The sequence below is a fragment of the Nonomuraea sp. SYSU D8015 genome (genome assembly GCF_008065375.1).
Lineage (GTDB): Bacteria > Actinomycetota > Actinomycetes > Streptosporangiales > Streptosporangiaceae > Nonomuraea.
Window position 1 is genome coordinate 501,409 of the sequence record NZ_VJYI01000005.1, and the last position, 17,552, is coordinate 518,960.

The following is a 17,552-nucleotide window of genomic DNA, read 5'->3' on the forward strand; positions in this document are numbered from 1 at the left end:
CATGAGACGGCTGAGCCGCACCCTCTCCGCGACCGTCACGCTGGCGGTGGCGTGCACGACGCTGACCGGCTGCTTCGAGGAGTCGTCGCCGCATGACGCCGTACGCGACTTCCTCGTGGGCTGGCAGACCGGAGACTACGACCTGGCCGCGGGGCGCACCGACGGTGACCAGGCGGCGGTGCGCAAGGCGTTGTCCGACGCCACGGTAGAGCTCGACGCGGCCTCGTTCCGCTTCAAGATCAAGAAGCTCACGGTCAACGGCGACCAGTCCCAGGCCGACTTCCACGCCGAGGTCGACCTGGGCGAGAACAACCCGCTGTGGCAGTACGACGGGATGTTGCCGCTCCACCTGGTCAACGGCATGTGGAAGGTGCGCTGGTCGCCTTCCGTGCTGCATCCGCAGCTCAAGGAGGGGCAGCGGTTCGCGGTCGACACCGAGCCCATCGAGCGCCAGCCGGTGACCGACCGGACCGGCCACCCGCTGCAGACCGACACGATGCTCTACGTCGCCGGCGTCTACCCCAACCAGCTGGGCGACCGGGCGGAGGAGGTCGTGGCCAAGCTCTCCGAGATCACCGGATACGCCCAGGACCGGCTGCTCAGCCGCGTCAGGTCGTCGCCGCCGGACAAGTTCGTGCCGCTGGTGACGTTCGGGCGCTCCCTCTACCAGAAGATGAGGCCCAAGCCCGACGCGATCTCGGGAATCAAGGTAAATCCGGAGCCTCAGCCGGTCGGCCCCGCCGCGCCCCGGCAGATCGTCGGCACCGTCAGCGCGCTCACCCCGGACGACGAGCAGAAGCTCGGCGCGCGGGCCGGCGACTCGATCGGCAAGAGTGGCCTGCAACGTGCCTACCAGGACTATCTGACCGGCTCCACCGAGACCAAGGTGATCACGCTCGACCTCAAGACCGGCAAGGAGGCCGCGACGCTGAAAGAGTGGCTCGGCCGGCAGAACGTCCCGGTGAGGACCACGATCGACAGCGGCATCCAGGCGGCGGCCGAGCGGGCGGTGGCCGACACCTCCACGAGCGCGCTGGTGGCGGTCGACCGCAACTCCGGCGAGATCCGCGCGGTGGCCACCAAGGGCGACATGCACCAGGAGAAGGACGCGCTGGCCGGCAAATACCCGGCGGGCACGGCGTTCTCGATCGTGGCCGCGGACGCGCTGATCAAGGCCAAGGTGAGCCCGAAACAGCGACTCGACTGCCCCGAGGAGCGCACGGTCGGCGGCGCCAAGTTCGTGCAGACCGGCCAGTCCGGCGGCACCACGTCGTCCGGCACGTTCCAGGAGCACTTCGCCAAGGGCTGCGTCACCGCGCTCGCCTCCCTCGCCCGCCGCGTCAAGGCCGACGACCTGAAGAAGAGCGCCGAGGCGTTCGGGGTGGGGCTGCCTTGGGGGCTGCCGCTGAAGTCCTTCAGTGGCTCGTTCCCCGCCCTGTCGGGCGACGCCGACAAGGCCAGGGCCATCGCCGGCCAGAACGTCGAGGTGAGCCCGCTGGGCATGGCGCTGGTGGCCGCGGCGGTGTCCTCGGGCACCTGGCGCCCGCCCGTGCTCGTCACCGACCCGAAGTCGCCCGATCCCTCGGCCGAGACCGTGCCGGTCACCCAGCCCGCCCCCGTACCCGTCGACCAGCAGGTGCGCGCGGCGCTGGTCCCGATGATGCGGACCGGTGCGGCCGGTACGCCCGCCCAGGCGGGCAAGGGCACGGTTTACGGCGTGCGGGCGAATGCGGGCAGCCAGTTGACCTGGTGGGTCGGCTGGCAGGGGGACGTGGCCATCGCGGTGCTGTCGAAGAACTACGACGCCTCGGCGGTGGCGGGCGGCTTCTTCGAGGCGCTTCGTACCTCATCGTGAAAAAGCGGTGACGGCGAGCAACCATTCGGGGCCGTGGCGGCGTCTTACAGAGTGACTGGGCCCGCTCGGGGGGTTGCGGTCCCAGTCGCCGTGATGAGATCAGGACTTCATCTCGGGGGAAGTCCTGCCGTCCGGACCGGCTCGACCCTGCCGGTCGGCCCCCGGGAGCGCGCGCTGCTGTGCCGCGCTCCCGGGGGTTTCGCCATGGGGAATTAAGTTGGCGTTGAGGGCGTTGTCCCGTGTACATTCATGTTGCTCATCCCGCCCCGGTGGGATGTGTTGACAACTGCACAGGGGGTGACTGGCTTCGACTTTGACCTTGCAAGCCAGGTGAAGCGGGCCGAGGACTGCGGACATAACCTCGTTAATCCTGTGACCGCAAACAATAAGTGCCAATTCCAAGAGCACTGTGGCGGCCACGGACACCCTGGCCCTCGCTGCCTAAGCAGCGAAACCACTGTCAGCCCGGGAGTGCCTTCGGCCCGGTGTCTGGCATCGCTAGAAGGCTCAACCGTTCGACCCGGCCACGGGGAAGATCGGGAAATCAAACAGTGGCTGAGCCCGTCGGCGACTCGCCTGCGTGATCGCCGGGGCTGAGAAAAGCACAGCAGGCTGCGCCCGGAGAAGCCCTGACTTGGGGTTGAAGGACGCGGGTTCGATTCCCGCCACCTCCACCACTTCAGACCGCCTCTTGGCTGCGGAAACACCGCAGGCAAGGGGCGGTTTGGCGTTTGCGGGGGCGCGCCTGCCACCGGTGTCCTCGGGCGCCCCGGCGGCATCCGCCGCGCCTCTGACCGCCTCTTACCTGCGGAAACACCGAAGGAATCAGTATTGCACCCACAGGTGGTACAGGCCGGGGGCGTTCCAGTTGGTCGGGATGACGGTTTCGCAGTAGTACGAGCTCCAGGTGTGGTTGACCTGGCCCTGGTGGCCGACCCCGAGGCATTGGTCGGGCCAGCCGTAGGAGCCCTGCTTGACGTAGCCGGGTGCTGCCGCTTGTGCGGGTGAACCGAGACTGAATGCGGTGACGAGGGTGGCCGCGGCCAACGCGAGCGCGGCAAGGATGCGCGACTTCATAAAGGAAAGTTAACTAATAATACGGTGACAGGCAATGCGCCCGTTCGCCGCCATGTCGCCCGGGTGGCCGCACTCCGGCCACCCGGGCATTCCGTGGTTACGGCCGAGAGGTCACGTCAGGCAGACGCCGCCCGGCCGGACCGACAGCACGGTGTGGGCGCGGACCGCCGACTGGCTGGGGGACAGGGCGTAGTTGTAGGGCTGGCTGGTGATGCAGTACGCCACGCTGGTCCGGTTGGAGACCTCGCTGACGCGCAGCCCGCCGGAGAAGGAGCGGCTGGTCCCCTCTCTGACGAGCACGGGCCGGGCGGACGTCGAGCTCGGCTGGAGGCACAGATAGCCGGTGGGGCAGACGACGGCGGACTGGCCCGCGGCGCGCTGCTCGGCGGCGACAGCCGGCTGCGAGGTGACGGTGGCGATCGCGGTCAGGGCGATCGCGGCGGCGGCCACTGTGTGGCGCTTGATGGTCATGTGATCTCTGTATCGAGAGAGGCTGAAATCCCGGTTAATTCCGAATTTGCGATCTTAGCCTTTCCGGGGAATTTCTTGATCAACTAGTGCGCGCACGCCGCCCGGAGCGGCTCAGGGGTGATCGATCCGGACATTTACCCAAAAAAGTGATTTTAGGTAGAATAATGGTTTCTGAGGCGCATATGTCTCTCGCTAGACGAGGGGGCGGTCAGAAGTGGCGGTTGCCTGGGACGACATAGACAAACTGACCGGCGCCCACGAGAGGTTCTACGACGGGCGCGAGGTCGAGGGAAACGTCAGGAGCCCCATTCTGACGTCCTGGCAGCGCTGCCGGTTGCTCGGCCTGGTCCCCGACCAGTTGGAGATTCCCTACCAGGAGGACCTGGACCTGCACGGCCGGCTCATCCACGCGGCCACGCCCGTGCTCGACAAGATGGAGACCCAACTCAGCGGAGAACGCGTGAGCGTGATCCTCTGCGACGACAAGGCGAGGGTGCTCCAACGCCGGGGCGGCGACCCCGAGCTCAACAGGAGTCTCGACGCCGTCTGCCTCGCCGTCGGATTCGCCTTCGCCGAGCAGATCGCCGGCACCAACGGCATCGGCACGACGCTGGCGGACAGAAGGCCCAGCTACGTCTTCGGCAGCGAGCATTTCGCCGCCTGCATGCACCCCTTCGCCTGCGCTGGCGCGCCCATCCGCGATCCGCTGAGCGGGCAGGTCGAGGGGATCCTCGATCTCACCTGCCGGCGGTCCGACGCGGACCCGGCGATGATGAAGGTCGTCCGCGACGCCGCCCGCGACATCGAGCGGCGCCTGCTGGAGCAGACCACACAACGGGAGCGGGACCTGCTCCGGGCCTTCATGCGCAGCCAGCGCGCCGCCCGGCTGCCCGGCGAGCCGCCCAGCGTCGGGTCCGAAGGAGCGCTCCCCTCGATCGACGACGTCCTGGGTCGCGCCGACCAGGCCCTGCTGCGGGCGAAGGCCGCGGAGCTGATCTCCTCCCCGCACCGGTTCATGGCCCAGGTGGAGCTCTTCAACGGCCAGATCGCCACTCTCACCTGCCGGTCGGTCGCCGGCCTCTCGGGAGAGGCCGGCATAGCGGTCGAGGCGAGCCTCCCGTACGACGCCGGCCGCGCGGACGAGGCCGGGCGCGTACGCCGCATGTCGGTCACGGCCCCCCTGGCGGTGGCGCCCTCCTCGGAGACCCTGATCATCCCGGCCCCGCGGAAGGTGGCCAAGCCGCCGGAGGCGGCCCCTGAGCCCACATCCGCACCGGTGCCCGCGGTCCCGTTCGTGTGCGGGGAGACGGCCGCTCCGGAACCCGGGACGGCCGACGGCCAGGACGCCGCCGCGGCGACCGGCGGCGGCGAGGGATGGCTGCTCCTCGTCGGTGAGCTGGGCGTGGGACAGCTCGCCCTGCGGGCACGGCAGCGCCTGGAGTTGCTGTACGACGCCAGCGTCCGCATCGGCACCACCCTCGATGTGACCCGTACAGCGGAAGAGCTGGCCGACGTGGTCGTCCCACGGTTCGCCGACTTCGTCAGCGTCGACCTGGTGGATGCCGTTCTGCGGGGGGACGAGGCGGCCCTCGAAACCGGGGAGTTCCGCCGGGTGGCGTTGGGCGCGGTCCTCGGGTCGTCCCACCTGACCGAAGTGGGGGAATCGGTCAGGTTCCTCCCGTCCACCCCGCAGGGCCAGTGCCTCGCCACCCGGGAGGCCGTGCTGGAGCCGGATCTGGCGCAGGCGCCGGGGTGGAAGGCCATCGACCCCGCGCGCACTGAGAAGATCCTCAGGTTCGGGATCCGCTCCCTCATCGCGGTGCCCATGTACGCCCGCGGCGCGACCCTGGGCGTGGTCAGCTTCTACCGCTGGCAGCAGCGCGCGTTCGAAGAGGACGACCTCCGCCTCGCCGAGGAGATGGTCGGCCGCGCAGCGCTGTCCATCGACAACGCCCGCCGCTTCACCCGCGAGCACAACATGGCGCTCGCCCTGCAGCGCAGCCTGCTTCCCCGCGGACTGCCCTCGCAGAACGCGGTCGAGGTCGCGCACCGCTACCTGCCGGCGTACGGCGGGGTGAGCGGCGACTGGTACGACGTCATCCCGCTGTCCGGCGCCCGGGTGGCGCTGGCGGTCGGCGACGTCGTCGGGCACGGCCTGCACGCCGCCGCCACGATGGGCCGCCTGCGTACCGCGCTGCAGAACTTCGCCGTACTCGACCTGCCCGCGGACGACCTGCTCACGTGCCTCGACGAGCTCGTCGACCGGCTCGACGCCGACCAGTGCGGCGGCGACGGGATCGTGGGCGCCACCTGCCTGTACGCGGTGTACGACCCGGTGTCCAGGCGCTGCACCCTGGCCCGCGCCGGTCACCCGCTGCCCGCCCTCGTGCTCCCGGACGGAACCGTGGAGTTCCCCGACGTGCCGGCGGGTCCGCCGCTGGGCCTCGGAGGTCTGCCCTTCGAGACGGTCGACCTGGAGATCCCCGAGGGCAGCGAGCTCGTCCTCTACACGGACGGTCTCATCGAGGAGCGCAGCCGCGACATCGACGTGGGGCTCTCCCTGCTGCGGCGCGCCCTGACGCACCCGGGCCGCCCGCCAGAGGAGACGTGCCAGGCGGTCGTCGAGGCCCTGCTGCCCGGCCGTCCCAAGGACGACGTGGCTCTGCTGGTCGCCCGCATGCACGCGCTGGACCCCGACCGCGTGGCCACCTGGGAGCTGTCCGCCGACCCGGCGAACGTCTCCACCGTGCGCGGCGCGGTGACGGAGCAGCTCGAGCGCTGGGGCCTGGACGAGCTGTGCTTCACCACCGAGCTCGTGGTCAGCGAGCTGGTCACCAACGCGATCCGCTACGCGAGGGAGCCCATCGAGGTGCGCCTGCTCCGCGACTCCGCGCTCATCTGCGAGGTGTCCGACGGCAGCAGCACCTCGCCCCGGATGCGCCGCGCCGCGACCACCGACGAGGGCGGGCGCGGACTGTTCCTGGTCGCCCAGCTCGCCTCCCGCTGGGGCACCCGCTACACGGCCAGCGGCAAGGTCATCTGGACCGAACAGCACCTGCCTGCGAGTCCCATTCCGGATCACACGGAGAGGACTGGTGATCATGCAGCTTGACACACTCTTCAGGCCGTCGCCGGTCAAGGAGTTCACACCGCTGCCCAGGGCGCTGCTGGGGCCGGGAACGCACGAACTCGTCGGCCCGGAGGCCAAGGCGCTGGGATTCAAACGGTCGCTGGTCGTCACCTCGGGCCTGCGTGGGACCGACATCGTCCAGCGGATCATCGACCAGGGGAAGTACCACGGTGTCGACTTCGTCGTCTACGACAAGGTCGAGTCCAATCCCAAGGACTACAACTGCATGGACGCCGCGGAGGCCTTCCGGGAGAACAAGTGCGACTCCTTCGTCTCCATCGGCGGCGGTTCCTCCCACGATGCCACCAAGGGCGCTCGGCTGTCCCTCGCGCACGACGGCCGCAGCATCAACGAGTTCGAGGGCTACCACAAGGCGGAGAATCCCGACAACCCGCCGCACATAGCGGTGAACACCACTGCCGGGACGGGCTCTGAGACCACGTCGTTGTTCGTCATCACCGACACCACGACCGATCCCGACAATCCGCACAAGTACGCGGCCTTCGACCGCTCGGCGCGCGTGACGCTGGCCATCGACGACCCGGTGCTCTTCTACGAGTGCCCGATCGACTTCACCGCGCAGTGCGGAATCGACGTGCTCACGCACGCCTCCGAGGCGTACGTGTCACGGCTGGACTTCACGCCCGCGCTCGGCCAGGCCCTGCAGGCCGTGGATATCGCGGCGCAGTACCTGCGCACCGCCACCTGGGACGGCCGCAACCTGGCCGCCCGCGAGGCCATGATGTACGGCGAGTACATCGCGGCGCAGGCGTTCAACTCCGGCGGGCTGGGCCTCGCCCACTCGATCTCGCACGCGGTCAGCGCCTACTACGACCTGCACCACGGGATCAACAACGCCGTGCTGCTGCCCAGGGTGTGGGCCTTCAACCTGCCGGTGGCCTACCGGCGCTTCGCCGACATCGCCCGCGCCATGGGTGTGGACACCACCGGCATGACCACGGTGCGCGCGGCCGACGCCGCGGTGGAGGAGCTCGTCCGCCTGGTGCGCGACCTCGGCATGCCCGAGAAGCTCACCGACGTGAAGCAGGACACGTACTCCAAGAACCGGCTCGGGCAGGGCCCCACCGAGTTCTACCAGCGGTCGAGGGAGATCGTCGGGGACGAGGCCGACGTCGACCGCATCACCCGGCACACCCTCGGCGACTCCTGTGTCCCGACCAACCCCAAGGAGGCCACGTACGACACCGTCCGTCCGCTCGTCGAGCACTGCATGAACGGTGACCTGGACGACCTGCTCCTCTGAGGTGATGACGTGACCGGCATTTCGCACCCCGTACCCGATGCGTTCGAGTCGGTCACGGATGTGATCGAGAAGTTGGCCGCCCACGGGTACATCGCCGATCGCCGGCTGGCCATCACCGTGTACCTGCTGTTCCGCCTGGGCAAGCCGGTCCTGCTGGAGGGCCCGGCCGGGGTCGGCAAGACGGAGCTGGCGAAGGTCCTGGCCGCGGCCACCGGACGCCGGCTGCTGCGCCTGCAGTGCTACGAAGGACAGGACGAGTCGAGGGCGCTGTACGAGTGGGACTACGGAAAGCAGCTCCTGTACACGCAGCTGCTGCGCGAGAAGATCAGCGAGATCGTCGCGGACGCACCCGACCTCGCCGCCGCCGTGGAGCGCATAGGCGATCAGGACGGCGTCTTCTTCTCCGACCGCTTCCTGTCCCCTCGGCCGGTCCTCGAGGCGATCCGCAGCCGCGAGCCGGCGGTGCTGCTCATCGACGAGATCGACCGCGCCGACGAGGCGCTGGAGGCCGTGCTGCTGGAGTGCCTGGACGAGTACCAGGTCTCGGTGCCCGAGATCGGCACCTACGTCGCGGCGGTGCCGCCGTGCGTCGTGCTGACCTCGAACAACACCAGGGACTTGTCGGCCGCGCTCAAACGGCGGTGCCTGCACATGTTCCTGGACTACCCGGACGCCGAGCGGGAGCTGGAGATCGTGCGCTCCAAGCACACGGGGCTGCCCGACGCGCTGGCCGCACAGCTGGTCGGCGTGGTCCGCGAACTACGCGGCCTGCGGCTGCGGAAGAGCCCCGGGATCTCGGAGACGGTCGACTGGGCCCGTGCTCTGGCCGTGCTGGGGGCCGCGGAGCTGGACGCGCAACTGCTCATGGAAACCGCCAACGTGGTGCTGAAATACGAGCGCGACCTGAAACGGGCGCTCGAGGCGCTGCCCCACCTGGTCCCCGGGGGGCGGGCGGCGCCTGCAGAGGAGGGCGCCGCCCACGATCCGCGACGGGCCCCGTCACCGGCGCACACCCACGCCAACGGTCACACCCACGCCGACGAGCCGGACGGCCGCGCCGTGCGGGCGGCCATGGACCAGCTCGGCCGGCACGAGGTCGGTTACCGCCTGCCGTCGGGCCCGAGCGCGGCCGAGCCCCACCGCGACGGGCGGTCCGGCCAGGGACAGCGCGCGTTCTCCGCGGCCGTGCGCCGCCGGGCACGCTGAGCGGCTCGGGCACAGGAGCGTTCCATGGAAGCGACCATCCACCGCTTCGTCCGGTTGCTGCGCCTGTCGGGCGTGCCGGTCTCGGTCTCGGAGACGATCGACGCGACGAGGGCGGCGGCGCAGCCGGGCATGCTGGGCGAGCGCGACACGCTGCGCGAAGCCCTGCGCATGACGCTGATCAAGGACCGGCGCTATGACGCGGTCTTCGACGAGCTGTTCACCGCGTTCTTCACCCTCACACCGCCGAGCCCCGCCGAGCAGGGGAACGGCCATCACCACGGGCACGACGACCTGTCCGACACCGGCGCGGCCACGTCGTTCACGCTCTCCGAAGAGCCCTCGCACCTCCCGCAGCCCGGCCACAGCCACGGCCCGCCTCGCGACATTCGCGACTACTTCGACCCGCAGGACCTCGCCCAGCGCTACAACCCCCACCAGGAGGCCAGCAAGATCGACCTTTCTGCGCTGACCCAGGAGATCGTCCTCCCCCAGGACCGGCAGCGGTCCACCGCCGGCTCCACTTTCGTCGGCAGCGTCGAGCTGGCGGCCGAACGGCTGCACAACCCCGGAACGCCCGGCCGGCTCTCCCGCGGCGACCCCCTCCGCGCGGACACCGAGATGACCGTGGCGGGACCCGCGAACGGCCGATCCGCGGAGGAGTCGGACGGGCCGGAGCCCGCCACCCCGCGCGGCCGGGCCCAGGCGGCCGACGCCCTCGCCGAGCTGCTGCTGCGCCACCTCGCCAAGCTGGCCCAGCTCGCCGCCGCCGTCGAGTCGAGAGCCGTCGAGCGGGCGCGTACGGAGGCGGTGGACGAGCAGAGCCGCCGAGAGCTGGAGGCGTCGCTGCGCCGGCTGGCCCGCACGCTGTCCGGGGCGCTGACCGCCACTCGGCGCAACAGCCCCCGCGGCCGGGCGCACCCGGCCCGCACGATGCGGCAGAACATGCGTTACGACGCGGTGCCCTTCCGGCCGGTGACCACGACCCGGGCCGAGGACGCCCCCCGGCTCGTCGTCCTCGCCGACGTCTCACTCTCCGTACGAGCCAGCGCCCGCTTCACCCTGCACCTGGTGCACACCCTCCAGTCCCTGTTCGGGCAGGTCCGCTCGTTCGCCTTCGTCGACGAACCCCACGAGATCACCGAACTGTTCGCCGAGCATCCGCTGCAGCAGGTGGCCGACCTGGTGTTCGGCGCGGTCGGCGGGCTGCTCGACGTCGACGCCGACTCCGACTACGGCCGCACCTTCGAGCTGATGCTCGCGGAGCACCGCTCGGCGCTGACCAGGAAGACGACCCTGCTGATGCTCGGGGACGGCCGGGGGAACGGCCACGATCCGAAGCTGGAGGCGTTCGAGGAGCTCACCAGGCGGGCGAGGCAGACCATCTGGCTCACCCCGGAGCCCCGGTATTCATGGCGGCTCGGCAGCTGTGACCTGCCCGCATACGCCGAGCACTGCGACCAGATCCACGTGGTGCCGGATCTGGCGCGGCTCGAAGGCGTCGCACACCAGGTGGCGCAGCGGTTCACGGGAAGGTGAACCGGTGAGGACCTCCGTGTGGTGCGGAATCCGGTTCCGGCACCACAGCGGAGGTCCTCCCCATGGACGCGGCTAGCGCGCCCGCGTGTAGACGATGCGCGGGGCCTCCGGGGCGGTCATGCCGTTCCCGATGAAGAAGCCCGCCTGCGGCGGCTGGTTGTAGCCGACGTTCTGCCAGGCCACCGAGAGCCGATACACGGGGTCGTGCATCAGTGTGGGGATCCTGACGTCGGTCACGTCGACGGTCGTGTAGAGGCGCAGCTTGGTGCTGTCCTGCGACCGCCAGATGATCTCCTCCCGCCAGTCTCCGACCAGGTCGGCCTGGAGCGTCGGCGTCCCCTTGGTGGAGTTGTTCGAGTAGGTGCCCTCGGCGCGGAGGATCTCCTTGCTCGCTGTGCCGTCCCACTTGGAGATCGTGCCGACGCCGACGCCCTTGGCCTGGTCGTAGGCGTGGTCGACGATCTCGCGCAGCGGGTCGCCGTCCCACCAGGCGAGGAAGTTCGCCGCCGGGATCGACTGCCCGAGCAGCTCGCCGGAGGCGGAGCGCAGCTCACCTTGGGTGGAGTTCCACTCGCCCGTCGCGGTCACGGCCCACGCCTCGGCGCCCGGGTGCTTGGGGTCGATGTCGGCGGCGGCGGCGCGGCCCGTGTCCTTCGTGGCGGGCATCGACCACAGCACCTCACCCGTGTCGGCGTCCCTGAAGGTGGCGCCGCGGTTGCCGCTGGAGCCCATGTCCTCGTGGGCCGCGAACACCTCGTAGCCGGGCCGGCTCGGGTCCAGGTCGGTGACGTGCAGCGCGTCGCCGTGACCCAGGCGGGTGGTGTACAGGCCCTCGCCGTCGTCGTCGACGGCCATGGAGCCGAACACGATCTCGTCCTTCTGGTCGCCGTCGAGGTCCGCGACGGACAGGTTGTGGTTGCCCTGCCCCGCATAGGCGCCGTTGCCGGGGGTGCCCGAGTCGAAGACCCACCGCTGCTTCAGGTCCTTGCCGTCGAAGTCGTAGGCGGCCAGGACCGTGCGCGTGTAGTAGCCGCGGCTGAAGACGACCGACGGGTGCTCGCCGTCGAGGTAGGCGACGGCCGCGAGGAAGCGGTCCACGCGGTTGCCGTACGCGTCGCCCCACGCCGCCACGTCGCCGCGCGGCGGGGTGTAGTCGACGGTGTCGATCGCCTTGCCAGTGTTCCCTTCGAACACCGTCAGGTATTCCGGGCCGGACAGCACGTACCCGCTGGAGTTGCGGTAGTCCCTGCTGGGGTTGCCCAGGACGGCGCCCGCGCCGTCGACGGTGCCGTCGGCGGTCTTCATGACCACCTCCGACCTGCCGTCGCCGTCGAGGTCGTAGACCATGAGCTGGGTGTAGTGGGCTCCCGCGCGGATGTTCCTGCCGAGCGAGATCCGCCACTTCCGCTTGCCCGCCATCGTGTACGCATCCACGTAGACGAGCCCGGTGTAGCCGGCCTGGGAGTTGTCCTTGGCGTTGCTGGGGTTCCAGACGAGGACCAGGTCGAGCTCGCCGTCGCCGTCCAGGTCGCCGACCGAGGCGTCGCCCGCGCTGTAGGTGTACGGCTGGCCGTCCTTGGTGTAGTCGTCGGCCGGCTTGTCCAGCGCGATCTCCGTGTACGGCTGACTCCACACGCCGAACTCGGCCGTCGGGTCGCCCCCCACGGGGACCACCCGATAGGTGGATTGTGCGGTGCCGTCAGGGTCGAGGTGGTTCGTGGCGCCCGTGATCTCCTTGATCTTCTTTCCGTCGCGCCAGATCTCGAACGCCTGGCCGGGGTCGTCCAGCCCGAGCAGCCGCCAGCCCAGGTAGACGCCCGAGCCGGTGGCGACGGCGACCGGCGCCCGGTTCAGGCGCTCCATCTGCCGCTTCAGCTTGGCGGCCGCCCGCGAGGCGGTCGACGGGGAGGGCTCGGAGGCGCCGCCCCTGTTGACGGCGACGATTCGGTAGTGGAAGGGCACCGTCGTGAGGACCTCGTCGTCGGTGAACGACGGCTCCTGGGTGCTCCCGATCAGCTTGTACGGCCCCTCGGCCTTCTCGGCCCGCTGGACCCGGTACAGCAAGGCGTTCTCGACTCCGCTCCAGCGCAGCTCCACGCTGTCCTCCTGCACCTGGCCGAGGCGGGGCGCCTGCGGCACGGCCGGAGGCGTCACCGAGGAGTCCACGGTGGCGACCTTGACCGCGGCCGAGGGCACCGACTCGTCCCCGGCGGGGTCGAGAGCGGTCACCGTGTAGTCGTAGCGGGAGCCGATCTGCGCGGTCGTGTCGGTGTAGGAGGGGTCCGTCACCTTGCCGAGCAGGGTGGGCTTCGCGTCGCCCTCCTCGGCCCGGAAGATCCGGTAGCCGGCCGCCCCGTCCGTCGCGGTCCAGCTCAGCGGGACGCCGGCGGAGATCCCCTCGAAGGAGATCGTTCCGGCTCGCAGGCCCTCGGGAGCCGTCAGGATCGGGGTGATCTCCAGGCCGTTGAGGTGGGCGGTGGTGCCCGAAATCACGACATTCAGCTGGCCGTCGGTGACCTTGATCCCGGAGATGGCGGCCGTGGCGACGCTTCTGCTGCCGGAGACGGCGACGGCGGTGCCGCCCTCCGCGGAGATGTTGGTCCGCGCGGTGCCCAGCAGGTCCCCGACGTACGCCTTCAGGCCGTACAGGCCGTTGGGCACGTCGACCTTGAACTCGTAGGAGCCGCCGAAGTAGGCCACGAAGTCCCTGCCGAGGTCGTCCAGCGCGCTGCCGCGGTCCCGGTCGATCATGTTCGCGGAGCTGGTGAGGCCGAAGCCCTTCTCAGGCGTGTAGATCGTCGCCCGCGTGACCTGGGTGTACCCGGCGGCGACCGGCCCGGTGGCGGGACCGAAGTCGTACTTGTACAGGGCGCGCTTCGTGGTGATCGTCACGGGGTCGGACGGCTCGGAGTCGCCGCGCCCGTTCACCGCCACCACGCGGAACTCGTACGTCTTGCCCTCCGCCAGACCCGAGACCGAGGCCTGCGGGATCGCCGAGGTGGTGGCCAGGGCGCCGTCGCGCAGCACCTTGTAGACGTCGGCGGACTCGGTGGCGTCCCACTTCAGCACGGCGCCCGCGTTCGAGATGCCGCCCGCCACCAGTCCGGTGGGCTTGGCGGGGACGGCGGCGGGCGGCTCGATCTCCCGCACCAGTCCCGACAGCGGCAGTCCCAGCGCCTTCACGCCGCCCGCGACCAGGCGCGCCATCTGGATGGCGCCGTACTCCTGGAAGTGGGTGTTGTCCGTGGCGCCGTTCGGCCAGGCGCCGTAGACGCCGGCGGGGACGTGCAGGAACACCGACTTGGCCGCCTCGGGCCCGATGCCGTCCAGGTATTCCCTGCTCAGGGTGGACAGGTCGACCAGGGCGACGTTCTCCTCCTGGGCCAGCTTCTTCATCTTCGCCACGTACTCCGGGAAGGAGACGTTGAACGTGCCGGTCGTGGCGTTGTAGTCGAGCCGGGAGACGGGCGTGACGAGGATCGGGGTCGCGCCCCGCTGCCTGGCGCCGTTGACGTAGACCTTCAGGTACTCCTTGTAGTCCGCGGGGGAGGCGTACCGGTCGGGGATGCTGACCGTCGCGTCGTTGTGCCCGAACTGGACGAAGAAGTAGTCGCCGGGCCTGATGGCGCGCAGGACCGTGTCGAGGCGGCCCTGGGTGATGAAGTTCTTGGAGCTGCGGCCGCCGATGGCGTGGTTGTCGAAGGCGACGCCGGTGGTGAAGAACTGCTCGATCATCTGACCCCACCCGGCCTCGGGCGCCCAGAACGGATCGTAGGTCTGGACGGTCGAGTCGCCCGCGATGTAGGCGGTCGGGATCGTGCCGGGGGTGCGGTCGGCCTGCCGCGTGATCACCAGCGAGTTGATCTTGGGGGCGGTCCCGGAGAAGGTGAAGTCCATCTTTCCGTCCACCAGGGCGATGCCGAACGACATCTCCAGGTACTGGCCTGCCGCCTTGGCGGTCTGCTGCACCTTGGCCATCGACTCGACCGTGATGGCGACGTCCGTCGCCTCGGCGGCGTCACCGGCGATGAGTGAGACGGTGTAGTCGCCGTTGGGCAGGTCGACGCTGAAGGTGGCGCCGCCGGTGGCGACGAAGTCGGAGCGGAGGGCGTCTCCCGTGGCTCTGTCGGCCGAGCTCACACCTGAGGTGTCGGCGAAGCCGTATCCCTGGGCGGAGGTGTAGCCGGTGGTCTCGGTGACGCGGGTGTAGCCCTCCTGCAGAGGGCTGTCGGAGGTGCCGAAGTCGAAGGCGCGATCGGCCTCCCCGGCCTGGGCCGGGATCGGCGTTAGCGCTAACAAGCCCAGAAGGAGGGCAATGGCCGCGGTCTTGCGCATGGGGCGTCCATTCGGGGGTGGTGCTTGGGGGAGTGGGGTTTCGGCCCGATTGAATCGTTTTAATAGAAGGTCCGAAACCAAGTGTGATCGGAAACTCACTTCAATGTCAACGGGGAGGTGATGACGCCCCTGATGTCCGCCTGCGAGCGGCCCTGCGGTAGCCGTCGAGCACGTCCTGCCGCAACAGGTGCCCGAACCCGGCCCGCTCCAGCCGCAGCCCCAGTTCGGCGGCGCTGGTCCTGAGGGTGGCCGCGGCGGCGGGCAGGCTCCAGTCATGAGCGGCCAGCGTGCTCAGCAGGTGCCCGCGCCGGGTCTGCGCCTCCGACAGCCGGAAGGTCTTCAGGTACGCCAGCCGCCCGTCCTCATCGAGGATCGTCTCGCCGATGTGGTTCTCGGACTTCCGCTCGAACGCCGGCAGGAAACGGCTCAGCGTGAACCGGCCGAGCCGGTGGACCTCCTGCACGTGTCCGGGGGCGCGGAGCAGACCGGCGGCCATGACGGAGTCGTGGAAGGCGGCCCACTGCCGCTCCTGCCGTACGGCCTGGGCCCGCAGGTCGGCGAGCGAGGAGACCGCCGATTCGTCGATGACCGCGGGGAAGTCTCTCGCCGGATAGAAGAGCGCGTACTCGTGGACGAGTTCGCCGTACAGGTCCCTGACCAACGTCGGGTGCAGCGCCCGGTAGTCCTCGGGGTGCGGCACCACGAAGGCGGCGGCCAGCGTGTCGCCCGCGTACAGCAGCAGCCCGCACTGCCCCGGGTAGATCTCGAAGATCTTGAGTGCGTCGTCGAGCCCGCGTACCTCGGCTCCCGTGTAGGCGTCCTCGCACCGCGGGGACAGGCCGTGCGCGATGGCCTGGCGCGACCACTCCTCCCAGGCGATCACGGGCCCGCCGAAGTGCAGCGCGAGGAAACCCTCCATGGCCAGGTGCAGCGGCAGGAACCGCAGCCGGTTCTCGTCCGCGCGCCGGGCCATGCGGCGGTGGAACCGCACGGGCATGTGCCGCGGCGGCTCCCCGAGCTGGGTGCCGTACGCCGCCGCCGGGGTGCCGTCGCCGGTCCACGACGCGACGAAGGCGTGCGGCACGTACGCGGTGTAGAAGGTTTTGTCGGGCAGGGACACCCCGGACGGCTCGTCGCCGTACACCCTGGCGTGCAGCCGCAGGTCCTCGATGGGCTCGCGGCGCACGAGCGGCACCAGCCGCAACCCGCCCCAGGTCTGCGCGGGCCGCGTGTCGAGCCCGGCCAGATCGATCATCGTGCCTCCAGCCCGGCCGCCCGATCCGCCAGGTACGCCCGAAGATCCGCGACCCCCGTCCGGCCCTCCGCGAACCTGGCCAGCTCCACCAGCGCCGGCAGGTCCTCGGCGTCGCGGATGCCGGCCGTCGGCACCATCGGCGACAGCCGCCGCACGTCGAAGTGGTCGGCATCGTAAACCGGGTTCACGTGCACGATGCCCACCTCGCCTCCGGGATCGAGCTTGCGCCGCCAGACGCGCAGCACCTCGCCTGCCAGCCCGGGCGGCGCGTTGTCCCAGCCGTCGGAGACGATGACCAGCAGGTCCGGCCGCGTCTCCAGCGCGTCGAGGATGCGCCGGCCGAGCGGCGTCGGCCCGGACGGCCGCGTCTGGAGCGGGTCGGTCCGGCGCGACAGCCACAGGCCGCGGTAGCCGCCGGCCAAGGCCTCCAGCAGGTAGTGGCAGGCCAGCGCGACCGCCAGCGGGCGGCGTCTCTTCACCGGCGAGCCGAACGAGGAGAAGCTGTCGTCGAGCACCGCCGCCACGCTTCCCCAGGTGCCGGCCCGTGTCCCGGCCACGCGGGCGGCCGCGGCCCGCAGCGCGCCCACCAGCTCGGCGCGGCGCCGGGTGCGGGTGTCCGCGGGCAGCGCCAGCACGTACGAGGCCAGCCGGACCAGCGGCATCGAGGCCAGGTCCGCCTCCGTGTCCAGGCCGCCCTTGCCCGCCGACTCGGCGAGACGCAGCCGCTCCAGCCTGGTCAGCTTGGGGGCGATGCGTTCGAGGAACAGGGTCCTGCTGATGCCGTGGCGGGCGGCGAAGCCCTCGGCGACGGTGTACGGCAGCTCGTACAGCGCCCCTTTGTCGTAGTGCGCGCGCCGCCACGCCTCCAGCACCGGCGTGTCGTACCGGGCGCGGCTGAACGGCGCGAACAGGAAGTCGCCGAGCTCGCCCGGCAGCCGTAGATGCGCGTGCCGGACCGCGGACTTCAGCGCCGAACGGTATTTGACGGCGTCGAAGGCCAGGTCGGGGCGGCCGGCGAGCCAGTCGCGGATGAGGGCGCGGGTGCGCCGGTTGTTGACGCCGTCGTGGCGGAGTCGCCGGAAGAGCCGGTAGACGCGGGGCGGGCTCATGCGCTTCAGCCGGCGCGCGATGAGCTCGCCGTCCCCTTGGCCCGGCCGCGCGAGCAGGTTGGCGATGATCAGCGCGGCGTTGTGGTCGTTGATGTCGAGGGCCAGCGTCGCGGCGTACAGGTCGGGGTAGTTGCCCTCGATGTAGCGGTGCAGGAAGTCGAGGGAGAGCCGCTGCTCGCCGGCCGCGCTGTGGAACTCGCGCTGGCCGGTCGAGGTGATCGCCGCGTTCGCGAAGAGCAGCACGTCCTCGCACTCGATCAGGTCGGCGTAGGTCTCCATGGACTCCCCCGAGGTCGCGGACTGGCCGGGGAATG

At 70.3% G+C, this 17,552-nt stretch carries 10 protein-coding genes and 1 other RNA gene; 6 read left to right on the forward strand and 5 right to left on the reverse strand.

Annotated elements, in window-relative coordinates; all coding sequences use genetic code 11:
• The first annotated feature begins 1 nt into the window (after nucleotide 1).
• Together ID574_RS24685 and ssrA are read left to right on the forward strand one after the other, a co-directional pair.
• The gene (locus ID574_RS24685; protein ID WP_188191307.1) at nucleotides 2-1,855 is read left to right on the forward strand and encodes a penicillin-binding transpeptidase domain-containing protein; all 1,854 of its coding nucleotides are present in this window, start codon (nucleotides 2-4) and stop codon (nucleotides 1,853-1,855) included.
• Between the two features lie 293 nt (nucleotides 1,856-2,148).
• Nucleotides 2,149-2,532, forward strand: a transfer-messenger RNA (tmRNA) gene (gene ssrA, locus ID574_RS24690).
• A gap of 148 nt (nucleotides 2,533-2,680) precedes the next feature.
• On the opposite strand, the gene ID574_RS24695 is transcribed toward ssrA, so the two are convergent.
• Together ID574_RS24695 and ID574_RS24700 are read right to left on the reverse strand one after the other, a co-directional pair.
• Nucleotides 2,681-2,932, reverse strand: a complete 252-nt coding sequence (locus tag ID574_RS24695) for a hypothetical protein (protein WP_188191308.1) — start codon at nucleotides 2,930-2,932, stop codon at nucleotides 2,681-2,683.
• Between the two features lie 111 nt (nucleotides 2,933-3,043).
• Nucleotides 3,044-3,403 carry a hypothetical protein gene (locus ID574_RS24700; RefSeq protein ID WP_188191309.1) on the reverse strand — a complete coding sequence of 120 codons (360 nt, stop codon included), beginning with the start codon at nucleotides 3,401-3,403 and terminating at the stop codon, nucleotides 3,044-3,046.
• 214 nt (nucleotides 3,404-3,617) lie between these two features.
• Between ID574_RS24700 and ID574_RS24705 the strand changes: the two genes are divergently transcribed.
• From ID574_RS24705 to ID574_RS24720, 4 genes are read left to right on the forward strand one after another with little or no spacing between them, the layout of a single operon-like run.
• Entirely contained in the window at nucleotides 3,618-6,515 is a 2,898-nt protein-coding gene (locus ID574_RS24705) for a SpoIIE family protein phosphatase (protein ID WP_188191310.1), read from the forward strand.
• Entirely contained in the window at nucleotides 6,505-7,797 is a 1,293-nt protein-coding gene (locus ID574_RS24710) for an iron-containing alcohol dehydrogenase (RefSeq protein WP_188191311.1), read from the forward strand. Before ID574_RS24705 ends, ID574_RS24710 begins: the two co-directional genes overlap by 11 nt.
• Before the next feature lie 9 nt (nucleotides 7,798-7,806).
• The gene (locus ID574_RS24715; protein WP_223167026.1) at nucleotides 7,807-9,003 is read left to right on the forward strand and encodes an AAA family ATPase; all 1,197 of its coding nucleotides are present in this window, start codon (nucleotides 7,807-7,809) and stop codon (nucleotides 9,001-9,003) included.
• Nucleotides 9,004-9,027: 24 nt separating this feature from the next.
• Entirely contained in the window at nucleotides 9,028-10,539 is a 1,512-nt protein-coding gene (locus tag ID574_RS24720; protein ID WP_188191312.1) for a VWA domain-containing protein, read from the forward strand.
• 72 nt (nucleotides 10,540-10,611) lie between these two features.
• Here ID574_RS24720 and ID574_RS62260 read toward each other — a convergent pair whose 3' ends face one another.
• The 3 genes from ID574_RS62260 to ID574_RS24735 form a co-directional block, all read right to left on the reverse strand.
• The gene (locus ID574_RS62260) at nucleotides 10,612-14,874 is read right to left on the reverse strand and encodes a rhamnogalacturonan lyase family protein (protein ID WP_188191313.1); all 4,263 of its coding nucleotides are present in this window, start codon (nucleotides 14,872-14,874) and stop codon (nucleotides 10,612-10,614) included.
• A gap of 106 nt (nucleotides 14,875-14,980) precedes the next feature.
• Nucleotides 14,981-16,129 carry an ARPP-2 domain-containing protein gene (locus ID574_RS24730; RefSeq protein WP_188191314.1) on the reverse strand — a complete coding sequence of 383 codons (1,149 nt, stop codon included), beginning with the start codon at nucleotides 16,127-16,129 and terminating at the stop codon, nucleotides 14,981-14,983.
• On the reverse strand, nucleotides 16,126-17,517 hold the full coding sequence (locus ID574_RS24735) for a hypothetical protein (RefSeq protein WP_188191315.1): 1,392 nt from the start codon (nucleotides 17,515-17,517) through the stop codon (nucleotides 16,126-16,128). Before ID574_RS24735 ends, ID574_RS24730 begins: the two co-directional genes overlap by 4 nt.
• Between the last annotated feature and the right edge of the window lie 35 nt (nucleotides 17,518-17,552).